General features: G+C 67.7%; 24 protein-coding genes. 13 read left to right on the top strand and 11 right to left on the bottom strand.

The window, feature by feature from the left end; translation table 11 throughout:
• Window positions 1–71: 71 nt before the first annotated feature.
• Together hisB and AAC997_RS16845 are read right to left on the bottom strand one after the other, a co-directional pair.
• On the bottom strand, window positions 72–662 hold the full coding sequence (gene hisB / locus AAC997_RS16840) for an imidazoleglycerol-phosphate dehydratase HisB (protein WP_340646861.1): 591 nt from the start codon (window positions 660–662) through the stop codon (window positions 72–74).
• A gap of 2 nt (window positions 663–664) precedes the next feature.
• A complete protein-coding gene (locus AAC997_RS16845; RefSeq protein WP_340646862.1) occupies window positions 665–1,654 on the bottom strand; it encodes an adenosine kinase in 990 nt (329 codons plus the stop codon).
• An 85-nt stretch (window positions 1,655–1,739) separates the two neighbouring features.
• Between AAC997_RS16845 and AAC997_RS16850 the strand changes: the two genes are divergently transcribed.
• The 3 genes from AAC997_RS16850 to AAC997_RS16860 all read left to right on the top strand — a co-directional run bounded on the left by AAC997_RS16850 (window position 1,740) and on the right by AAC997_RS16860 (window position 3,479).
• The gene (locus AAC997_RS16850; protein ID WP_340646863.1) at window positions 1,740–2,297 is read left to right on the top strand and encodes a DUF6886 family protein; all 558 of its coding nucleotides are present in this window, start codon (window positions 1,740–1,742) and stop codon (window positions 2,295–2,297) included.
• Between the two features lie 43 nt (window positions 2,298–2,340).
• Entirely contained in the window at window positions 2,341–2,583 is a 243-nt protein-coding gene (locus AAC997_RS16855) for a hypothetical protein (RefSeq protein ID WP_340646864.1), read from the top strand.
• 86 nt (window positions 2,584–2,669) lie between these two features.
• Window positions 2,670–3,479, top strand: a complete 810-nt coding sequence (locus AAC997_RS16860; RefSeq protein ID WP_340646865.1) for a peptidylprolyl isomerase — start codon at window positions 2,670–2,672, stop codon at window positions 3,477–3,479.
• Window positions 3,480–3,497: 18 nt separating this feature from the next.
• Here AAC997_RS16860 and nth read toward each other — a convergent pair whose 3' ends face one another.
• Window positions 3,498–4,178, bottom strand: coding sequence for an endonuclease III (nth, locus tag AAC997_RS16865; RefSeq protein ID WP_340646866.1), 681 nt, complete (start codon window positions 4,176–4,178; stop codon window positions 3,498–3,500).
• Between the two features lie 93 nt (window positions 4,179–4,271).
• Here nth and AAC997_RS16870 point away from each other — a divergent pair, with 93 nt between their 5' ends.
• A complete protein-coding gene (locus AAC997_RS16870) occupies window positions 4,272–4,745 on the top strand; it encodes a DUF2244 domain-containing protein (protein ID WP_340646867.1) in 474 nt (157 codons plus the stop codon).
• A 3-nt stretch (window positions 4,746–4,748) separates the two neighbouring features.
• Here AAC997_RS16870 and hslU read toward each other — a convergent pair whose 3' ends face one another.
• On the bottom strand, window positions 4,749–6,053 hold the full coding sequence (gene hslU / locus AAC997_RS16875) for an ATP-dependent protease ATPase subunit HslU (protein WP_340646868.1): 1,305 nt from the start codon (window positions 6,051–6,053) through the stop codon (window positions 4,749–4,751).
• A 114-nt stretch (window positions 6,054–6,167) separates the two neighbouring features.
• On the opposite strand from hslU, the gene AAC997_RS16880 reads away from it, so the two are divergent.
• Window positions 6,168–6,545 (top strand): DUF1801 domain-containing protein, encoded by a 378-nt coding sequence (locus AAC997_RS16880; RefSeq protein WP_340646869.1) that lies wholly within the window; start codon window positions 6,168–6,170, stop codon window positions 6,543–6,545.
• Here the strand turns inward: AAC997_RS16880 and AAC997_RS16885 are convergent.
• Both AAC997_RS16885 and hslV read right to left on the bottom strand, forming a co-directional pair.
• A complete protein-coding gene (locus AAC997_RS16885) occupies window positions 6,542–7,387 on the bottom strand; it encodes a DUF4440 domain-containing protein (RefSeq protein ID WP_340646870.1) in 846 nt (281 codons plus the stop codon). The two genes, AAC997_RS16880 and AAC997_RS16885, sit on opposite strands and share 4 nt — an antisense overlap.
• Before the next feature lie 132 nt (window positions 7,388–7,519).
• A complete protein-coding gene (gene hslV, locus AAC997_RS16890) occupies window positions 7,520–8,068 on the bottom strand; it encodes an ATP-dependent protease subunit HslV (protein ID WP_340646871.1) in 549 nt (182 codons plus the stop codon).
• 41 nt (window positions 8,069–8,109) lie between these two features.
• Here hslV and moeB point away from each other — a divergent pair, with 41 nt between their 5' ends.
• Window positions 8,110–8,853: a molybdopterin-synthase adenylyltransferase MoeB gene (moeB, locus tag AAC997_RS16895; protein WP_340646872.1), complete on the top strand. Its 744-nt coding sequence runs from the start codon at window positions 8,110–8,112 to the stop codon at window positions 8,851–8,853.
• Between the two features lie 57 nt (window positions 8,854–8,910).
• On the top strand, window positions 8,911–9,957 hold the full coding sequence (locus AAC997_RS16900) for an aldo/keto reductase (RefSeq protein ID WP_340646873.1): 1,047 nt from the start codon (window positions 8,911–8,913) through the stop codon (window positions 9,955–9,957).
• Window positions 9,958–10,008: 51 nt separating this feature from the next.
• Here AAC997_RS16900 and AAC997_RS16905 read toward each other — a convergent pair whose 3' ends face one another.
• Window positions 10,009–10,995: a D-glycerate dehydrogenase gene (locus AAC997_RS16905; protein ID WP_340646874.1), complete on the bottom strand. Its 987-nt coding sequence runs from the start codon at window positions 10,993–10,995 to the stop codon at window positions 10,009–10,011.
• Between the two features lie 113 nt (window positions 10,996–11,108).
• Here AAC997_RS16905 and AAC997_RS16910 point away from each other — a divergent pair, with 113 nt between their 5' ends.
• The 5 genes from AAC997_RS16910 to AAC997_RS16930 all read left to right on the top strand — a co-directional run bounded on the left by AAC997_RS16910 (window position 11,109) and on the right by AAC997_RS16930 (window position 14,743).
• The gene (locus AAC997_RS16910) at window positions 11,109–11,624 is read left to right on the top strand and encodes an SH3 domain-containing protein (protein ID WP_340646875.1); all 516 of its coding nucleotides are present in this window, start codon (window positions 11,109–11,111) and stop codon (window positions 11,622–11,624) included.
• 66 nt (window positions 11,625–11,690) lie between these two features.
• Window positions 11,691–12,200, top strand: coding sequence for a 3-hydroxyacyl-[acyl-carrier-protein] dehydratase FabA (gene fabA, locus AAC997_RS16915; protein ID WP_340646893.1), 510 nt, complete (start codon window positions 11,691–11,693; stop codon window positions 12,198–12,200).
• A 39-nt stretch (window positions 12,201–12,239) separates the two neighbouring features.
• Complete coding sequence (gene fabB, locus AAC997_RS16920; protein WP_340646876.1) at window positions 12,240–13,451, top strand: beta-ketoacyl-ACP synthase I; 1,212 nt, start codon at window positions 12,240–12,242, stop codon at window positions 13,449–13,451.
• Between the two features lie 3 nt (window positions 13,452–13,454).
• A complete protein-coding gene (locus AAC997_RS16925) occupies window positions 13,455–13,913 on the top strand; it encodes a GNAT family N-acetyltransferase (protein WP_340646877.1) in 459 nt (152 codons plus the stop codon).
• An 11-nt stretch (window positions 13,914–13,924) separates the two neighbouring features.
• Complete coding sequence (locus AAC997_RS16930; protein ID WP_340646878.1) at window positions 13,925–14,743, top strand: enoyl-ACP reductase; 819 nt, start codon at window positions 13,925–13,927, stop codon at window positions 14,741–14,743.
• Between the two features lie 109 nt (window positions 14,744–14,852).
• Here the strand turns inward: AAC997_RS16930 and AAC997_RS16935 are convergent, their stop codons facing one another.
• The 3 genes from AAC997_RS16935 to AAC997_RS16945 are packed head-to-tail and all read right to left on the bottom strand — an operon-like array spanning window position 14,853 to window position 18,175.
• Window positions 14,853–15,461 (bottom strand): TetR/AcrR family transcriptional regulator, encoded by a 609-nt coding sequence (locus AAC997_RS16935; protein ID WP_340646879.1) that lies wholly within the window; start codon window positions 15,459–15,461, stop codon window positions 14,853–14,855.
• Entirely contained in the window at window positions 15,461–17,065 is a 1,605-nt protein-coding gene (locus tag AAC997_RS16940; RefSeq protein WP_340646880.1) for a DHA2 family efflux MFS transporter permease subunit, read from the bottom strand. Before AAC997_RS16940 ends, AAC997_RS16935 begins: the two co-directional genes overlap by 1 nt.
• Window positions 17,066–17,071: 6 nt before the next feature.
• On the bottom strand, window positions 17,072–18,175 hold the full coding sequence (locus AAC997_RS16945) for an HlyD family secretion protein (protein ID WP_340646881.1): 1,104 nt from the start codon (window positions 18,173–18,175) through the stop codon (window positions 17,072–17,074).
• A 161-nt stretch (window positions 18,176–18,336) separates the two neighbouring features.
• Between AAC997_RS16945 and AAC997_RS16950 the strand changes: the two genes are divergently transcribed.
• The gene (locus tag AAC997_RS16950) at window positions 18,337–19,590 is read left to right on the top strand and encodes a UbiH/UbiF/VisC/COQ6 family ubiquinone biosynthesis hydroxylase (RefSeq protein WP_340646882.1); all 1,254 of its coding nucleotides are present in this window, start codon (window positions 18,337–18,339) and stop codon (window positions 19,588–19,590) included.
• Here the strand turns inward: AAC997_RS16950 and AAC997_RS16955 are convergent.
• On the bottom strand, window positions 19,587–20,348 hold the full coding sequence (locus tag AAC997_RS16955; protein ID WP_340646883.1) for a class I SAM-dependent methyltransferase: 762 nt from the start codon (window positions 20,346–20,348) through the stop codon (window positions 19,587–19,589). The two genes, AAC997_RS16950 and AAC997_RS16955, sit on opposite strands and share 4 nt — an antisense overlap.
• Window positions 20,349–20,388 lie beyond the last annotated feature (40 nt).

Raw genomic sequence — 20,388 nt, forward strand, 5'->3', positions numbered from 1 at the left:
GGCCTTTTCGGCCGAGCGAAGGTTGCCCGACCCGTAGTCGATCAGGGCGACACTCTGCATGGAACTGATTCCTAGAGGACGCCCTTGGTCGACGGAGCGTGACCATGGGTTTTGGGGTCGAGTTCGACGGCGGTGCGCAGCGCACGGGCCAGGGCCTTGAAGCCGCTCTCGGCGATGTGGTGGCTGTTGTCGCCATAGAGGGTTTCCAGATGCACGCAGGCGCCCAGGTTCATGGCGAAGGCGTGGTGGAATTCCTTGAACAGCTCAGTGTCGATCTCGCCGATCTTCTGGGTCTTGAAGGCGACCTTCCAGATCAGATAGGGCCGGTTGGAGAGGTCGATGGCGCAGCGGGTCAGGGTCTCGTCCATCGGGATATAGGCATGGCCGAAGCGGCGGATGCCCTTGAACCCGTCCAGCGCCTTGTTGATGGCCTGGCCGATGACGATGCCGGTGTCCTCCACCGTGTGGTGGAAATCAATGTGCAGGTCGCCCTTGGTGCGGACCTTCAGGTCGATCCCGCCGTGACGGGCGAAGCTGTCGAGCATGTGGTCGAAGAAGCCGACGCCGGTCTCGACATCGGACACGCCGGAGCCGTCCAGATCAACGCTGACGCTGATCTGAGTTTCCTTGGTGTTGCGGACGACGTCGGCCGTGCGGGCCATGCTTAGAGTCCTTTCGACGCCGCCAGGTCTTTCAGATTGACCAGGGGGCGCGGGCCGTAGTGCGAGATCACTTCCGAGGCCGCCAGCGAACCGAGCTGGCCGCAGACATTCAGCGGCCGGCCCTTGGCGAGACCGAACATGAAACCGGCTGCGTATTGGTCGCCCGCGCCGGTCGTGTCCACGACTTTTTCCACCGGATAGGCCGCAACGTCGAAGGTTTCGCCCGCCGCGCAGATGGTGGAGCCGGCCGCGCCGCGGGTGACGGCGGCGATCTTCACCTTGCCGCGCATCTGGGCGATGGCGTCGTCGAGGTCGGTGGTCTGGAACATCGCCATCAGTTCGGTGTCGTTGGCGAAGACCAGATCGACCTGGCTTTCGATGAAACCAAGCAGGGCCTCGCGGTGACGATCCACCACAAAGCCGTCGGAGAGCGTGATGGCCATCATCCGGCCGGCGCCGCGGGCCAGGCCGGCGGCCTTGGCGAAGGCGCGGCGGGCGGCCTCGGCGTCGAACAGATAGCCCTCGAGATAGACGATCTGGGCGCCCTCGATGACCGCGGCGTCCACGTCATCGGCGGCGAACTCGGTCGAGGCCCCCAGATAGGTGCACATGGTGCGCTCGCCATCGGGGGTGACGTTGATCAGCGAGCGGGCCGTGGCCGGGCCGCCGATCAGCGGCGGGGTGTCGAAGTGGGCGCCGATGGCGCGCATGTCGTGGGCGAAGACGTCGCCCAGCTGGTCCTTGGCCACCTTGCCCAGATAGGCCGCGCGGCCGCCGAAGCTGGCGACGCCGGCGATGGTGTTGCCGGCCGAACCGCCCGACGCCTCGATGCCCGAGGCCATCTTGCTGTAGAGCTCCACGCCGCGGGCTTCGTCGATCAGCATCATGGCGCCCTTGTCGAGCCCATTGGCCGACAGGAAATCGTCGGTCGCCGGGGCGATTACATCGACGATGGCGTTGCCGATGGCGGCGACGTCGTAGAGTTCGGTCATTGGGCTTTCCGGGAAAGGTAGGCGGGCTGACTACAGGGAAAGACAAGCTTGAGCAACGCGTGGGGCGCTTTAGACAGGCTCTGGCATGCGGCTTTTTCACTTCAGCGACGATCCCGGCATCGAAGGCTTTGTCCCCAGGCCTGTCGGCGTCCCCTCCACGCGGCCGCCCGGGCGCGATTGGCTGAACGGACCGCTGGTCTGGGCGATCGATGAGGCGACCCAGCCGCTCTACTTCTTCCCGCGCGACTGTCCGCGCATCCTGTTGTGGCCGACCCCCGCCACGACGGCGGAAGATCGCGAGCGGTGGTTCGGGGCGAGCGACGCGCGGATGATCGCCCATATCGAGTGGTCCTGGCTCGAACGTCTCAATCGCGGAATCCTTTATCGCTATGAGCTGCCGGTGGGGTCTTTCGAGGATCTGGAGGACGCCGGCATGTGGGTGTCGCGCCAGCCGGTGACGCCCCTGAGCGTCGAGACCCTCTCCAACCTCCCCGCCCTGATGGCCGCGCACGGCGTGGAGCTGCGGGTGATGGCGGGCCTCACCTCCCTGCGCGAGGTCTGGTCCACCAGCCTGCACGCCAGCGGAATCCGCCTGCGCAATGCTCAAGGTTGGGCCGCAACCCCGGACGCCCCCGCACGTTAGGTTGCCACGGCGGACCATCGCCAAGCGTTTGGAGGACCTGCACATGGGCATTCTCAATCAGAACAAGACCAAGGACGCCGACCGCGCCGCCAGCGACAAGCAGAGCGTTAAGGAGGCGCAAGAGCCTCATGCGCGCAAGGTCGCCCCGCTGAAGGAAGGCGAAAAGCCCGACCAACTGGCGGACAAGGCGCGCGAGGCCGAAGACCGGCAGGAAGCCCTGCTGGACGAGGGCCTGGAGGAGAGCTTCCCGGGCAGCGACCCGGTGAGCGTCAAGCACATCACCTAGATCGTGCGACTGAATTTGTGAGTTAAGGCCGGTCTTCGCGAAAGATCGGCTTGGCGAGGGGCGGCGGAGAAGCTTCACTGGGTCGCATGATCCGCATGCTCTCCGTCGCCCTTTGTGCGTTCGGTCTCCTGGCCGCCGCCCCGGCCCCCGACTGGCGCGCCCTGAACCCTGAAAACCTGCTGGTGATCGACGCCACCAAGGGCAGGATCATCGTCGAGATGGCGCCGGACATGGCCCCGCAAAGCGTGGCGCGCGTGAAGCTCCTGGCCCGGGAAGGCGTCTATGACGGCCTGCAGTTCCACCGGGTGATCGAGGGCTTCGTCAACCAGACCGGCAACCCCAACAATCACGATGGCGGAGTTTCCAGCCATCCCGACCTGCCGCTGGAGGCGACCTTCAAGCTGAAGATGGCCGGCTACCGCGCCGTCGCCGCGCCCTCTGACGGCACGGTGGGGTTCCTGGGGGCGGTCCCCATCGCCACGGTGTCTGGCCAGGAAGCGCTGAAATCCAAGGACGGCGCGATACGCGCGTGGGGCGCCTATTGCCCGGGCGTCGCGGGGATGGGCCGTCAGGCGGCGGAGAACACCGGCAACAGCGAGATTTTCTTCATGCGCGGTTCGAGCCGCCGCCTGGACCGCGATTACACGGTCTGGGGCAGGATCGTGGTGGGGTTTGACGCCAACAGCGTCATTGCGGTGGGGGAGCCGCCGACCAAGCCCGACTCGATGCTCAAGGTGCGGGTGGCGGCCGATATCCCGGCGGGCGAGCGGCCTCGGCTCTCGATCCTGCGCGACGACAGCCCCGCCTTCCGCACCCTGGTCCGCCAGACACGTATCGCCAAGGGCGCGGACTTCTCGATCTGCGACCTTGAGGTCCCGGTCAGGGTCGAGCCCTAGCCTCGCTCCGGCGGCGGCTCATCGCCCCACGAACAGGATCCTTGACGGGCAGAGGTCGTCGATGGGGCAATCCTCGCATTTCGGCCGCCGCGCCACGCAGGTGTAGCGGCCATGCAGGATCAGCCAGTGGTGGGCCCGCGTCAGGTAGGGCTCGGGGACCAGCGCCATCAGATCGGCCTCAACCTGGTCGGGCGTCTTGCCCGCCGAAAGCTTCAGACGTTGGGAGACGCGGAACACGTGGGTGTCGACGGCGATGGCCGGCTCGATGCGCAGTTCGTTCAGCACCACGCTGGCGGTCTTCCGTCCCACGCCAGGCAGCGCCATAAGGGCCTCGCGCTCCAGAGGCACCTCGCCGCCGTGCTGTTCCATCAGGATGTTGGCGGTGGCTATGACGTTCTTGGCCTTGGTGCGGAACAGGCCGATGGAGGCGATGAGAGCGATCAGCCCCTCTTCCCCCAGGTCCAGCATCTTCTGCGGGGTGTCGGCGACCGCGAACAGCTTGGTGGTGGCCTTGTTCACCGAGACGTCGGTGGCCTGGGCCGACAGGGCCACAGCGGTCACCAGCTCATAGGGGCTGGCATAGTTGAGCTCGGTCCGCGGATCGTCGCTGAGGCACAGGAAACGGTGAAAGACTTCCTCCACCCGGGCCTGCTCGGCGGGACTGACGCGCTTCTTTCTCGCCGGGGCTTTCTTGATCATGGCCGACCATCGCCCGACCGCGCCTGTTTCGCCAAGGCCCCGCGCACGACAGACCTGTTTGGAGGTCCGCAAATCGCTTAACGTCCCTGGGTCATGGATGATCTGGTCTTCATGGACGCCGAAATCCGCCCCAACCGGAGCCTGTCGCAGCGCGGGTTCGTGGTGCTGATCAGTGTCTTGACCGTCCTGAACTGCGCCTCGGCGGCGATTTTCCTCTCCATGGGCGCGGTCTTCGTGCCGATGTTCCTGGGGTTGGATCTCGTCGCCATCGTCGTGGCCTTCCTGGTCAGCTTCGCCGCCGCCAAGCAGATCGAGCGCGTCCTGGTCACCGACCGCCAGGTGCAGGTGTTCCGCGAGACGCCGACCTGGCGAAAGCTGATGTGGGAAAGCCCCACGGCCTTCACCCGCGTCACCCTGCTCACCGAGGACGACCACGCCATCGACCTGCGTCTGGCGCTCTCGGGCAAGGAGGCCCCGGTGGCCCGGGCGCTCAGCCCCTCGGAACGGGCCGAATTCGCCAAGGCCCTGGAAGGCGCGATCTACTCGGCAAGGCGAGCCAGGTTTTGACCCCTAGAGAATGAACCGCGACAGATCGGCGTCCTTGGCCAGGTCGCCGACGTGGGTCTTCACGTAGGGCGCGTCGATGCTGATGATCTCGCCCGAGCGGTCGGAGGCGGTGAAGCTGATCTCCTCCAGCACCTTTTCCAGGATGGTCTGCAGCCGGCGGGCGCCGATGTTCTCCACCGAACTGTTCACGGCCACCGCCGCGTCCGCCAGGGCGTCGATCGCCTCGGCGGTGAAGGTCAGGGTCACGCCCTCGGTGGCCAGCAAGGCCTGATGTTGAGCGATCAGATTGGCCTCCGGCTCGATCAGGATGCGGCGCATGTCGTCGCGGCTGAGCGGCTTCAGCTCCACCCGGATCGGCAACCGCCCCTGGAGTTCGGGCAGCAGGTCCGAGGGCTTGGCCACATGGAAGGCGCCCGAGGCGATGAACAGCACGTGGTCGGTCTTCACCGGCCCGTGCTTGGTGGAGACGGTGGTCCCCTCGATCAACGGCAGCAGATCGCGCTGAACGCCTTCGCGGGAGACGTCGCCGCCGCCCGAGCGCTCACGGCTGGTGGCCACCTTGTCGATCTCGTCGAGGAAGACGATGCCGTTGTTCTCGGCCAGTTCGATAGCCTCCTGGGTCAGGGCCTCCTGGTCCAGCAGCTTGTCGCTTTCCTCGGCGATGAGCGGGGCATGGGCGGCGGCCACGGTGGTCCTATGGGTCTTGGTGCGGCCGCCGAAGGCCTTGCCCATCATCTCGCCGAGATTGAGCATCCCCATCTGGGCGCCGGGCTGGCCGGGAATCTCGAACATGCCGCCCCCGCCGGTTTCGGCTAGGGTCAGCTCCACCTCCTTGTCGTCCAGCTCGCCGGTGCGCAGCTTCTTGCGGAAGCACTCGCGGGCGGCGGTGGAGCCGGGGCCGGTCAGGGCGTCGAGGATGCGCTCCTCGGCGGCGGCCTCGGCCTTGGCGCGGACCGAGGCGCGGCGCTTGTCGCGGACCATGGCCAACGAGATTTCCACCAGGTCGCGGACGATCTGGTCCACGTCGCGGCCGACATAGCCGACCTCGGTGAACTTGGTGGCCTCCACCTTCAGGAACGGCGCCTGGGCCAGCCGCGCCAGCCGCCGCGCGATCTCGGTCTTGCCGACCCCGGTAGGACCGATCAGCAGGATGTTCTTGGGCGTCACCTCATCGCGCAGAGCCTCGGGCACCCGCCGGCGGCGCCAGCGGTTGCGCAGGGCGACGGCGACGGCCCTCTTGGCCTCGGGGTGGCCGACGATGAAGCGGTCGAGCTCGGAGACGATTTCGCGCGGTGAGAATTCGGTCATTGCGCCGTTAGATAGGTACGATTTGGACTGTTCAAGGCGAAGCGCCTCGCCGGTGTCGGATTCCGTCCGGCCCGGGCGTCCTTAGGCCAGCCCCCACCGACCAGGAGAAGCGAGATGCCGGCGCCCGCCAATACCGACGCCTACATGGCCACCCTGCCGCGGGACCAGCGCGACGCCCTGCAACAGCTGCGCCGCCAGATCCTGGACGCGGCTCCGGGCGCCACTGAGTGCATCAGCTACGGCATGCCCGCCGTGCGCCGGAACGGGGTGCTGGTCTGGTTCGCCGCGGCCAAGGCCCATTGCGCCCTCTATCCCAGCGGCCTGGTGGCGGAATTTGCGGACCGGCTCACGGGTTATGAGACCAGCAAGGGCGCGATCCGCTTCCAGCCGGAGAATCCTTTACCGCCAGAGTTGGTCGCCGACATCGTGGCGCGGCGGGTGGAACAGGACGAGGCCGCCGCCGCGGCGCGGGCCGCCAAGCGGAAGCGCTAGGCTTTCGGCGGCGAGGTCAGGATCATGTCGTAGACCAGACGCCAACCCGTCGGCCCCAGCTGCCAGATGCGGACATAGTGTCCCTGCCGCCCCTGGCCGTCGCGCACCCAGGCGGCGTCGCCATAGGTCCAGGCCAGGTCTCCCGCCACCGAGACATCACCGCCGAGCGGGGCGAGGTCGATGGTCTTGGTCCGGGTGGCCAGTTCTGTGGCCTGGGCGTCCGGCGTATTGCCTGGCGCCGCGCGGGAGCCGGCGACGCGGGCGCCCGGCGCAAGAACAGATTTGTAGGCGGCGGCGGCATCGACCTTGGCGGCGACGGCCAGATCGGCCTCGGCCTTGCGAACATCAGCGAAGGCCGCTTCCGGATATTTTCCCTTGGTGGAGGAGACCGCCAGATAGGCCGGCTGCGAGCCTTGCGCTGCGGCTCCGACGGCGTCGGAGGGCGGTCCGCCGTCATAGACCCACTTCCAGCCGCCATCGGGTCGCTTCTTCCAGACGGTGAAGTAGTAGCCGCGAAGCTGGCCGTCATAGCTGTAGGGCCCGGTGGTGAAGCCCAGATCGCCGGACCGCGCGATCCCCGCCCACAGGGGCCACCAGACCAGGGGCGGACCGCCCTGGTCTGGGTCCTGGCCTGGGAAGGTCTCGTGGACCTTCTGGACCTCAGGCTGGAAGACGATCGCGTCGGCGGCGGAGTGCTTGAGGAAGGCGTCGCGGACGCCCAGCGCCAGGCCATCGACGGCGAAGGCCCGCTCTGCGGCGACTACCGGGGCAGGATCGACGGGCGCGGCCATGGTCGGTGTGGCGGCGAAGGCCAGCAGGGCGAAGAGGGCGGCTTTGGACATTGGCGGAAGCTCCCCAGCTGGTCGCCCTAGCTAGGCCCCGCCGTGAGCCCGCCTCAAGTGAATGATTTGACAGACCTCAGCAGGTCATCACGGCCCTCCGGCCCTGCGGGCCCTTGGCCAGGATGACGGTCGCTAAAGCACTTCCACGGTCAGATTGCCGTTGGTGTAGACGCAGATCCTGGCGGCGATCGCCATGGCGTCCCGGGCCAGGGTCTCGGCGCTCTTGTCGGTCTCCATGAAGGCGAGCGCAGCAGCCAGCGCGTAGTTGCCTCCTGACCCGATGGCCGCGACCCCGGTTTCGGGCTCCAACACGTCGCCGACCCCCGTCACCGTGAAGATGTTGTCCTTGTCGGCCACCAGCAACATGGCCTCAAGCTTGCGAAGATAGCGGTCGGTGCGCCAGTCCTTGGCCAGGTCGACGCAGGCCCGGGCCAGCTGGTCAGGATACTGCTCCAGCTTGGCTTCCAGGCGCTCGATCAGGGTCAGGGCGTCGGCGGTGGCGCCGGCGAAACCCGCGATCACCTTGCCGCCGGCCAGGGAGCGGACCTTGCGGGCATTGCCCTTGACGATGGTCTGGCCCATCGAGACCTGTCCGTCGCCGGCGATGACGGTGTGCCCGTCCTTGCGCACGGCCAGGATGGTGGTGCCGTGCCAGTCGGGAAAGTTGCTAGGATTGCTCATATACGCCGATGTGAGCAGGCGAGAGGTCCAGGTCAAGGTCGATGAGTTTTTCCGACGACGAGGTCGAACGCTATGCCCGGCATCTGGTGCTGCGCGAGGTCGGAGGTCCCGGCCAGCAGCGCCTGAAAGCCGCCCGTGTCCTGATCGTGGGGGCCGGTGGCCTGGGCGCGCCGGCCGCCCTCTACCTGGCCGCCGCCGGGGTGGGGACCCTGGTGCTTGTCGATCCGGACAAGGTCGACGTCTCCAATCTGCAGCGCCAGGTGATCTTCACGGAGGGCGATGTCGGCCGCTGCAAGGTCGAAGCCGCCGCCGACCGGCTGAAGGCCCTGAACCCCCACGTCAATATCGAGCGGGTCCCCGTCCACCTAGAGACGGCCAATGCGCGCGCGCTGGTGCGCGGCTGCGATCTGGTGCTGGACGGCACCGACGACTTCACCACCCGCTTCACCGTCAACGCCGCCTGCATCGCCGAGCACGTGACCCTGGTCTCCGGCGCCATCGGCCGCTGGACCGGCCAGGTGGGAGTCTTCCGCCGCGCCCCCTGCTACCGCTGCCTGGTGCCGGAGGTTCCGCCGGACGCCGAGACCTGTTCGGCCGTCGGCGTGGTCGGCGCCCTGGCGGGCGTCGTCGGCTCGATGATGGCGCTCGAGGCCATCAAGGTCCTGACCGGGGCCGGCGACCCGCTCACCGGCCGCCTGCTGATCTATGACGGGCTGTCGGGAGAGACGCGCACCGTCCGCATCGGCCCCGACCCCGAGTGCGAGGTCTGCGGCGGCCACCCTTGAGCCGGTTGCGTCCGTCACAGGTCGCGCCTAGCTGTGGACCAGCCCAAGGAGCGCCCCATGAAGTACAATCAGCTTGGCCAGACCGGCCTATTCGTCTCGGAAATCTGCCTGGGGACCATGACCTTCGGCGGCGACAATGACGCCGGGATCTGGAAGATGATCGGCGCCCTGGATCAGGGCGAGGTGGACGGCATCGTCGGCCAGGCGCTGGCGGCGGGGGTCAACTTCATCGACACCGCCGACGTCTACGCCTTCGGCCAGTCGGAAAAGCTGCTGGGCCAGTCCCTGAAGAACCTGGGCGTGGCGCGCAAGGACGTGGTGATCGCCACCAAGGTGTTCGGCGAGATGGGGCCGGGCCCCAACGACCGGGGCGCCAGCCGCGGCCACATCATGGATGCGGTGCAGGGCAGCCTGGAGCGCCTGCAGACCGACCATATCGACCTCTACCAGATCCACGGCAATGACACGGTCACCCCCATCGAGGAGACCCTGCGCGCCCTGGACGACCTGACCCGCCAGGGCCTGGTGCGCTATGTCGGCGTCTCCAACTGGGCGGCCTGGAAGATCGCCAAGGCGCTGGGGATCAGCGCGCTCAAGGGCTATGCCCGCTTCGAGACCCTGCAGGCCTATTATTCCATCGCCGGCCGCGACCTGGAGCGCGAACTGGTCCCGATGCTGACGCAGGAGCAGGTGGGCCTGATGGTCTGGTCGCCCCTGGCCGGCGGGCTGCTCTCGGGCAAGTTCGGCCCTGGGGCGCCAGCGGTGAACGGCGCGCGGCGCACCAATTTCGACTTCCCGCCGGTCAATACCGACCGCGCCTGGCCAGTGGTGGCCGCCATGCGCGAGATCGGCGAGGCGCACGGGGTGTCGGTCGCCCGGGTGGCCCTGGCCTGGCTGTTCTCCAAGCGCCACGTGATGAGCGTGATCATCGGCGCCAAGACCATCGAACAGCTGGACGACAACCTGGCGGCCGTGGACCTGACCCTGACCCCGGCTGAGATCGCCCACCTCGACGAGATCAGCGCCCTGCCGTCAGAATATCCCGGCTGGATGCTCGACCGCCAGGGCGGCGCCCGGCGACCGAAGCCGTTTGCGGTGAAGTAGTCTGCGAATTTAAGACGCTGTTTCCTTCTCCCCTTGCGAGAGAAGGAGCTCTCAGAGCATCGAGGTGAGGACCCGGTCCGGCGGCCTGTGGCCGTCCATCCAGGTCTTGATGTTGATGATCACCTTTTCGCCCATCTCCGAGCGGGCCTCCACCGTGGCCGAGCCCAGGTGGGGCAGGAGGACGGCGTTGGGCAGCTTGAGCAGCTTGGGGTTGATGGCCGGCTCGAACTCGAACACGTCCAGGCCGGCGCCGCCGATCTCGCCCTTGGCCAGCTGATCGGCCAGGGCGCCCTCGTCGATGATCTCGCCGCGGGCGGTGTTCACCAGGATGGCGTGGGGCTGCATCAGCTTCAGCCGCCGGGCCGACAGCAGGTGATAGGTGGCCGGCGTGTGCGGGCAGTTGACCGAGATGATGTCCATCCGGGCCAGCATCTGGTCGAGGCTCTCCCAATAGGTGGCCTCCAGGTCGTCGGCGATGCGCGGGCTGACCGGTTTGCGGTTGTGGTAGTGAATCTGCATGCCGAAGGCCTTGGCCCGGCGCGCCACGGCCTCGCCGATGCGGCCCATGCCGATAATTCCTAACCGCTTTCCGGAAATCCGCCGCCCCATCATCCAGGTCGGCGCCCAGCCGGTGAAGCCCCCGGCCTGGGCGACATTGGCGCCCTCCACGATGCGGCGGGAGACCGCCATCATCAGGGCCAGGGTCAGGTCGGCGGTGTCCTCGGTCAGCACGCCCGGCGTATTGGTGACGCTGATGCCCCGCGCATTGGCGGCGGCCACGTCGATATGGTCGACGCCCGCCCCGAAATTGGCGATCAGCTTCAACTGGTCGCCGGCATGGCTGAGCAGTTCAGCGTCGATCTTGTCGGTGATGGTGGGGACGATGACGTCGGCGGTCTGGACGGCGGCCACGAGGGCGGCGCGGTCCAGAGGTTCGTCACTGAGGTTGAGCTGGGTGTCGAACAGTTCGCGCATCCGGGTTTCCACGGGATCCGGAAGCCTGCGCGTGACGATGACTTTGGGCTTTCGGGCGGGCATGGGCGGTTTCGCGGAACTCGAAAAAGGGGCTGCGGCGCGCGCGACTATGGCGCGTCGTGAGATGAACCTCTAGCAAAGGGCATATGAGCGGCCAAGGCGAGGCGGAAACGGCGATGAGCGCACGGGCGTGGGCGCCGATCTTTGTGGCGGTCCTGTTCTGGGGCGTGGGCGCGGCTCAGACCGCGATGGCGGCGGACCGTCCGACCCCCTCCGGATTGCCGGTCCCGCGCTATATCGTGCTGAAATTCGGCGAGGTGAACGCCCGCGCCGGCCCCGGCGACGATCACCGGCTGCTTTGGGTCTACCGGGCCAAGGGCCTGCCGGTGCAGGTGGTGGCGGAAAATACCGAGTGGCGGCGCATCTGCGATCCCGAACTCGGCCTGGCCTGGGTTCACCGGCGCACCACCGACGGGCGGCGAGCTGTGATGCGGGTCAAGCCGACGCCGCTGGCCATGCGCAGCGCGCCCAAGCCGACGGCCTCCGTGCACGCGTTTTTGAACGCCCGGGCCCTGGCCGCGTTGGTCCGGTGCGACAGCAAGGGCTGGTGCAAGCTTCGGGTGGACGGCGTTTCGGGCTGGGCGCCGGCTTCTGAGCTGTGGGGAACCGATGACAAGCCCCAATGCCGTTGAGCGAAGCGGCGCGCTCTGATAGGCCCTGACCCCTCTTTTTGAAGCCGGAAGGCGATCTGCATGACCATGGGCGTGAAAGCCAAGGACAACTACCGCTTCGAAGATCTCATGGCGTGTGCGCGCGGTGAGATGTTCGGGCCGGGCAACGCACAGCTGCCCGCGCCGCCCATGCTGCTGTTCGACCGCATCATCACGATCAACGAGGACGGCGGCGCTCACGGCAAGGGCTATATCGAGGCCGAGTTCGACATCAATCCCGACCTCTGGTTCTTCGACTGCCACTTCATCGGCGATCCCGTCATGCCGGGCAGCCTGGGCCTGGACGCCCTGTGGCAGCTCGTCGGCTTCTATCTGGGCTGGATTGGCGGCAAGGGCCGCGGACGCGCCCTGGGCTGCAACGAGGTGAAGTTCGGCGGCGAGGTGACCCCGAACATCAAGAAGGTCACCTACAAGGTCGACATGAAGCGTGTCATCAATCGCCGGCTTGTCATGGGCATCGGCGATGGTGTGCTGGAAGCCGATGGAACCCCCATCTATTGGGCGACTGACCTGAGGGTCGGCCTCTACCAACGGTAAACGGCAAACGGTAAAAGCCGTCCGGATCTGGGAGAAAACATGCGCCGCGTCGTCGTCACGGGTATCGGTATCGTCTCCTCCATTGGCGTGAACGCCAATGAGGTGCTCGCCTCTCTGCATGAGGCCAAGTCAGGCATCCGGGCCGCCCCGGAATATGCCGAGCTCGGTTTCCGCAGCCAGGTGGAGGCCAAGCCCCAGCTCGACTGGGAGACCCTGGTGGACCGCCGCGCGGCCCGCTTCCTGGCCCAGGGCACGGGCTTCGCCCACATCGCCATGGAACAGGCGATCGCCGACTCCGGGCTGGAGGAGGCCGAGGTCTCCAATGTCCGCACCGGCCTGATCGTCGGCTCGGGCGGGCCCTCCACCAAGGCCATCATCGAGGCCGCCGAGACCGCCAGAACCCGCGGCCCCAAGCGCGTGGGGCCCTTCGCGGTGCCCAAGGCCATGAGCTCTGGTCCCTCGGCGACGCTGGCGACCTGGTTCAAGATCAAGGGCCTGAACTTCTCCATCTCCTCGGCCTGCGCCACCTCCACCCACTGCATCGGCGTCGGCTACGAGCAGATCCTGATGGGCAAGCAGGACGTGGTGTTCGCCGGCGGCACCGAGGAACTCGACTGGACCCTGTCGGTGCTGTTCGACGCCATGGGCGCCATGAGTTCCAACTTCAACGAGACCCCGGCCGTGGCCAGCCGCGCCTATGACGCCGCCCGCGACGGCTTCGTCATCGCCGGTGGCGCGGGCCTGGTGGTGCTGGAGGAATACGAGCACGCCAAGGCGCGCGGGGCCAAGATCTATGGCGAGATCGTCGGCTACGCCGCCAATTCCGACGGCTTCGACATGGTCGCCCCCTCCGGCGAGGGCGCGGCCCGCTGCATGAACCTGGCCATGGCCGACCTCGGCGGCCGCAAGATCGACTATCTGAACCCGCACGGCACCTCGACCCCGGTGGGCGACATCAAGGAGATGGAGGCCGTGCGTTCGGTCTTTGGGGACAAGGCGCCCCACATCTCGTCGACCAAGTCCCTGACCGGCCACAGCCTGGGGGCCGCAGGCGCGCAGGAAGCGATCTATTCGCTGCTGATGCTCAACAACGGTTTCCTGACCGAGAGCGCTCACATCGAAAACCTCGACCCCGCCTTCGCCGACCTGCCCATCCTGCGGAAGCGCCTCGACCAGCAGGTCGAAACGGTGATGTCCAACAGCTTCGGCTTCGGCGGCACCAATGGCTGCCTGGTGATGGCCCGGGTCTGACCCGTGGCCGCGCCGGTCTTCCGCCCCGCCCGCCGCGAGGATGTGGCGCGGATCGTTGAGTTGCTGGCCGACGATCCCCTGGGCGCGGGGCGAGAACGATTCGAAGACCCGCTGCCCGCCGCCTACTACGCTGCTTTCGACCGCATCGAAGCCAGCGACGGTAATATTCTCACCGTCGCTGAGCTGGGCGGGGCGGTGGTGGGCTGCCTGCAGATGACCTTCATTCCCGGCCTGTCGAACCAGGGCGCGGACTTGGCGCTCATCGAGGGCGTGCGGGTGGACACCGCCCTGCGCAGCCAGGGCCTGGGAGCTATGCTCGTAGAGTGGGCCCTGGACGCCGCCCGGGCCCGGGGTTGCCAGGCCGTGGAGCTGTTCACCCACAAGACCCGAACCGACGCCCACCGCTTCTACGACCGGCTGGGCTTTGCGCAGAGCCATGTGGGCTACCGCATCAAGCTTTAGAGGAGGCGACCGTGGCCGAGGACTATGACCTGCCCAAGGGCGAGCTGATGAAGGGCAAGAAGGGCGTCGTCATCGGCGTCGCCAACCACCAGTCCATCGCCTGGGGGATTTCCGCCCAGCTCGCGGCTCAGGGGGCGGAGTTGGCCTTTCTACACCTGCCGGGCATGGAGCGTCGGGTCCAGCCCCTGGCCGACTCGATCGGCGTGAAGACCGTGGTGGCCGTCGACGCCACGGACGACGCCCAGATGGATGGCGCCTTCGCCAAGGTCGAGGCCGACCTCGGGGCGATCGACTTCTTCGTCCACTCGATCGCGTTCGCCCCCCGCGACGAGATCAAGGGCTCCTTCGTGGAGAACACCACCCGGGCAGGCTTTCTCCAGGCCATGGACATCTCGGTGTTCAGCTTCGTCGACTGCGCCAGGCGGGCCGCGCGGCTGATGCCGAACGGCGGTTCGATCATCTGCATGACCTATCTCGGCTCGGAGCGGGTGATCCCCAACTACAACACCATGGGGGTGGCCAAGGCGGGCCTGGAGGCGGCCACCCGCTACGCGGCCCGAGATCTCGGACCGGCCAAGATCCGGGTCAACGCCATCTCCGCTGGGGCCATGCGGACCCTTTCCCTGGCGGGCATCGCCGGCGGGCGGGAGAAACTGTCCCAAGGCCGGGTGATGTCGGCGCTGAAGGAGGACACCTCGATGGAGGGCGTGGCCGGGACGGCGCTGTGGCTGTTGTCGGATCTCGGCCGTTCCACCACCGGCGAAGTGGTCCATGTCGACGCGGGCTTCCACATGATCGGCCTGCCGGATGATTTCGGGGCGGATACCTAGAGCCTTTTAGGGTCAGATGGAATCATCTGACCCGTTCAAAAAGGCTGTAAATTCAAAAGTGTAGAGCGCGTCGGACGGGTTAGCCGGCGTCCACTTAACCCTGCGCGCTCTAGGCGCTGTAGGCCCGCAGGAAGCGGCGGGCGGCTTCGGTGGCGATGGTGTCGATCTGGCGCTCGGTGAGGCCGCGATCGACCCCCAGCAGGTCGGCGAGTTGATAGGTGCCCACCACCATGCCGCCGAAGAACTCCGCGGCCATGGCCGGATCAGCCACCACCAGGCGGCCGTCGGCGTGCTCACGGGCGAGGAAGACGGCCAGGCGGGCGCGGGAGGCCTTGGGCCCGGCCTCGAACACCGCTCGGGCCACATCCGGGGCCTCTGTGGCCCCTTGAATATAGAGGCGCATCATGGCTGTGGCCCGAGGATTGATCAGGGCCTGCAGCATGACCCGGGCGAAACTGGCTAGGGCCTCCTCAGGGTGCTCGTCGGCGCCGGGCATCTCCAGGGGCGCGGTGATGTCGGCCACCCGGCGGTCCACCAGGGCGCGGATCAGCTCGGCCTTGGAGCCGTAGTGGTTATAAATTGTCTGTTTGGAGACCCCGGCGCGGCGCGCCACCTCCTCCATTGAGGCCGCCAGGCCGCGCTCGCCCAGCACCGCGATGGCGGCGTCGAGGATGGCCTCCCCCTTGGCCAGGTCGATCTGTCCGACCAGCCGGGGCATCAGTGATCTCCGCCGGGCGGCGGCGGGGCCGCCGCGACCGGCCGCGCCAGCACGGCGAGGACCACGGCCACGGCGCAGCCGGCGGACAGGAACATGAAGACGTCGGCGAAGGCCATCACCAGGGCCTGCCGGTGAAGCATCATCCCCATCATCTTGTACATGCCGCCCTGCGGATCGAGCGCCCCGGAGGCCTCCATCATCCCAGCCAGGCGGGTCATCATCTCCTGGGCCTCCATGCTGCCGCTGTTGAGCGAAGACGACAGGATCCCGAGGTGAACGGCGCTCATCCGCGACAGGATGGTGGTCACCATCGCCAGGCCCACCGCCCCGCCAACATTGCGGATCAGGTTCAGCAGTCCAGAGCCGTCCTTCATCATGCTGAGCGGCAGGGTGGAGATGCTCATCTGGGAGGCGGCGATCATGGCGATCATGGCCCCCAGTCCCCTGCAGACCTGCAGCACCAGGAACTCGTTGAAACCCCAGTCCGACCCGACATGGACCCCCTGGCCCAGGCCGATCCCCACCAGGGAAAATCCAAGCACCATGCCGATGCGCAGGTCCATGGCCCGGATCACGCGCCCCGCGATCGGCGCCGCCAGGAACATGGCCAGCCCTGAGACCAGCATGGTGGTCCCCACCTGGCCAGGGGAATAGCCCCTCACCTGCGCCAGGTAGAGGGGCAGGACGAAGGTTCCTGAATAGAGGCTCATTCCCGAAATGAAGTTCATGACCGTGCCGATCAGGAAATTGCGATCGCCGAATGGAGCCAGGGAGACGATGGGTTGGCGATAGGTCAGTTGCCGCCAGACAAAGGCGCCGCCGGCCAGCGCCGCCAGGACTGTGAGGCCGAGGATCTTGTCTTCCTTCAGCCAACCGTCACCCGAACCCTCCTCCAGCACGTACTGCATGCTGAGGAGGAACACCGCCATGCAGGCCAGCCCTAGCCAGTCGATGCCTCGCGCCAGGCGCGGGTCACCCTTGTCGAAATCGGCGTAGCGGGCCACCAGCAACAGGGACAGCAGGCCGGGGATCACGTTGATATAGAACAGCCACCGCCAGCCGAAGGCGTCGGTGAGGTGGCCACCGATGGTGGGGCCGATGGTGGGGGCCAGGGTGACGATAAGCCCCACCACGACATTGGCGGTGATCCGCCGTTCCAAGGGAAAGATCGTCATGGCCGCGGCGAACACCTGAGGGATCATCGCGCCGCCGGCCAGGCCCTGCAGGGCGCGGGTGACGATCATCATCTCAAAGGTGGTGGATAGCCCGGTCAGGATCGAGGACACGATGAACACCACCGTGGCGGCCATGAAGAACGGCCGCGTCCCCCACATCTTCGAGAAGTAGGCGGCCAGGGGGATCATCACCACCTCGGCCAGCAGGTAGATGGTCTGCACCCAGCTGATCTGGTCGGCGCTGGCGCCGACGCCGGCCTGGATCTGGGCGAGGGAGGAGGCGACGATCTGGACGTCGAGCACGGCCATGAACTGGCCGATGACCATGCCCCCGAAGCCCAGAAACACCTTGATCCAGTCGATCTCGCCCGATCGGGTCAAGTGACCGCCGGGTGGGCCGGGCGCCTCGATGACAACGGTGTCAGCCACGGCGGTTTAGCGCGAGACGCCGCGGCGGACGAGTTCGGTGGGCGGTGTGGCGTCGGCGAAGCCCCGGCCGGTATTGTCGCGGACGTCCACCTTCACCTCCACCGAGAGACCGGGCCTCAGCGCCCCGGCGAGGGGCTCGGTGGAGTCGACGGCGATCTTGACCGGCAGGCGCTGGGCGATCTTGGTGAAATTGCCCACGGCGTTCTCCACCGGGATCAGGGCGAACTCCGAGCCGGTGGCTGGGGCGAAGCTGTCGATATGGCCGCGAATGGTCTGCTTGCCGAAGGCGTCGGCCCGGATCTCCACTGGCTGTCCGATGCGCAGGCGCGAGACCTGGGTCTCCTTGAAGTTGGCCACCACATAGGCCTGGCCGAGCGGCACGATGCTCATCAGGTTCGTGCCGGGGCGGACGTACTGACCCGGCCGTACGGCCCGGGCGCCCACCACGCCGGCGACGGGCGCGCGGATCTCGGTGCGGGAGACGTCGATGCGGGCGGACTCCACCGCAGCGTGGGCGGCCTGGGCCTGGGCGAAGGTCTGGGCTCGCGCCGAGCCGAGGGACGCGGCCGTCCGGCGCTCGGCTTCCAGGGCGGCCTGGGCCTGGGCGACCCCGGCGGCGGCCGTGCTGGCGGCGGCCTTGGCTGATTGCGCCCGCTGTGACGAGACCCAGCCCTGCTGAGCCAACGCGCCGTAGCGGGTGAGCTCGGCGGACGCCATCTGGGCCTGGGCGTGGGCGGAGTCCACGCCGGCCGCCTTCTGGGCGATCATGGCGGTCTCCAGGGCCGACTTGTCGTCGACGCCGCGCACAGCGGCGTCTAGGGCCGCGGCGTTGGCGATGGCCTGGGCGAGTTTGGCCCTCAGGCTGGCGGCGTCCAGCCGCGCCACCACCTCGCCGGCGGCGACCCTCTGGTTGTCCCCCACCAGGACCTCGGCCACGTAGCCGTCAACCTGGGGGGCCACGGCCACCTTGTCGGCGGCGATGAAGGCGTTGTCGGTGGCCTCGAATTTCTGCTTGTTGGTCCACCAGACCCCGCCGCCGATGATCAGGGCCAGGGCGACCCCGCCTCCCACCAAAATCGGAACCCGTCTGTTGCTCGGCACGCCGGCCATTCGCCATTCCCCACTCGCGCGCCAGCAAAACTAGACGCGCCGGTCCAGGAAACAGCAGAAGGGGCGGTCTCGGCAACGGATAAAATGGACGCAGCCGTCCAAAAATCCTTCGGGACGTGCTTGGGCTGGACGCCAGGGCCGCTTCGTCGGCATATCGGCCCATGAGCGAGACCTTCGACGCCGATGTGATCATCGCCGGGGCCGGCATGGCCGGGGCGACCCTGGCGCTTGCCCTGAAACAGGGGGGGCTGACGCCGATCCTGATCGACCCCATCGTCTTCGACGCCCAGCTGGCGCCGACCTTCGACGGACGATCCTCGGCGGTGGCCTTCGCGAGTTTCCGCCAGTGGCGCACTCTGGGCCTGGCCGCCGACATAGAGCCCCACGCTCAGCGGATCGAGCAGATCCTGGTGACCGACGGGCGCAGCCCGGGCGCTTCCGCGGGAAATCCTTCACCGTTCTACCTGCGTTTCGACAGCGCCGAGATCGCCGACCGCTCCGACGGAGAGCCCCTGGGCTACCTGTTGGAGAACCGCCGTTCCCGTGCGGCCCTGGCCAAGGCCATCGGCAAGGCCGGAATCACGGTGCTGGCGCCGGCCCGGGTCGCCTCGGTGGACTTCGACCCCAACTGCGCTCGTGTCACCCTGGAGGACGGCCGCGTCCTCACCGCCCCCCTGGTGGTGGGCGCCGAGGGCCGCAATTCGGTGGTCCGTGCGGCGGCCAGGATCAACGCCATTGGCTGGGACTATCCGCAGACCGGCGTCGTCGCGACGGTGAAACTTTCACGGCCTCACGAGGGTGTGGCCCACGAATTCTTCCTGCCCGGCGGCCCGTTCGCCATCCTGCCGCTGACGGAAGACCGAGCCAGCCTGGTCTGGACCGAGCCCACCGCCAAGGGCCAGGCCCTGAAGACCGCCCGGCCCGAGGTCTTCCATGCCCACCTGCAGCGCCGGTTCGGGGCCTTCCTGGGCGAAGCGACCGTCGAGGGGCCGGTCTTCACCTACCCGCTTTCCCTGCAGCTGGCCGAGCGGCTCAGCGCCCCGCGCGCCGCCTTGCTCGGCGACGCCGCCCACGGCATCCATCCGATCGCCGGCCAGGGGCTGAACCTGGGACTGAAGGGCGCGGCGGCGCTGGCGGAGGTGCTGGTGGACGCCGCACGCCTGGGGGAAGATATCGGCTCGGAGCTGGTTCTGGAGCGCTACGCCCGCTGGCGCAGCTTCGACAACATCATGCTTGCGGCCGCCACCGACGTCTTCGTGCGGCTGTTCTCCAACGACAATCCCCTGCTGCGTCTGGTGCGCGGCGCCGGCATGTCGGCGGTCAACCGGATCGGCCCCGCCCGCCGCTTCTTCATGCACGACGCGGGCGGAGCTTCCGGTGATTTGCCCCGGCTCCTGCGGGGCGAGGCGCTCTAGCCTGGCCTTCGGGCTGCGAAGTTCAGGATTCCGTCGCTGGGCTTTGGCGCGCGTCCGGGCCGGTAGTTTGCGCCGACCTCGATGTCGGTGAAGCCCGCGGCCGCCAGCGCCATCTCGAACTCCTTCCAGCCCCAGACCCGGTAGGCGAACAGCTCGAGCTGGCTGTCGATCAGCCTGCCGTCGCGCCAACGCTCATAGGTGTCGTGATTGACCCGCCGCTGGCCGATGGGATCGGTATCCACCCTCTCGGATTTCATCCGCAGCAGGTCGCCATTGGCCGCCGTCCAGGCTCGCACCCCGCCTGCTGCCTCGAGGAAGCTCAGGGGCGGCAGGTCGACCAGCAGCGCGCCTCCGGGGGCCAGGGCGTCGCGGAAGCGTCCCAGCACCGCCAGGGCGTCGTCGAAGTCGTCCACCAGCACGAAGGAGCTGGCCGGCACGATGATGGCGGCGAAGGCCTGGTCGAAGGTGAAGTCCTGGAACCGGGCCTGGGTCAGCTTCGGCGCCAGGCCGCGATCCTCCGCGTTGCGGCGGCAGATCGCCAGCATGTCGGCCGAATGGTCGAAGCCGGAGACGTCCAGCCCGGCCTCCAGGAGCGGGACATAGAGGCGGCCGGTTCCCACGGCGGCCTCCAGGATTGGACCATCCAGCTCCTTCAGCCGGCCCTGATAGTAAGGGATGTCGAACAGCGACCCGACAGGCTTGTCCAGGTCGTAGATTTCCGCACAGAGGCTACTGTAGCGGTTGAGGATGTCGGTCATGGCGTCTCGTTGTCGCGAGGTGTCGGGCATGCGTCCGGGT

The organism is Phenylobacterium sp. (genome assembly GCF_037968635.1).
In the GTDB taxonomy this organism is placed as follows: Bacteria; Pseudomonadota; Alphaproteobacteria; order Caulobacterales; family Caulobacteraceae; genus Phenylobacterium.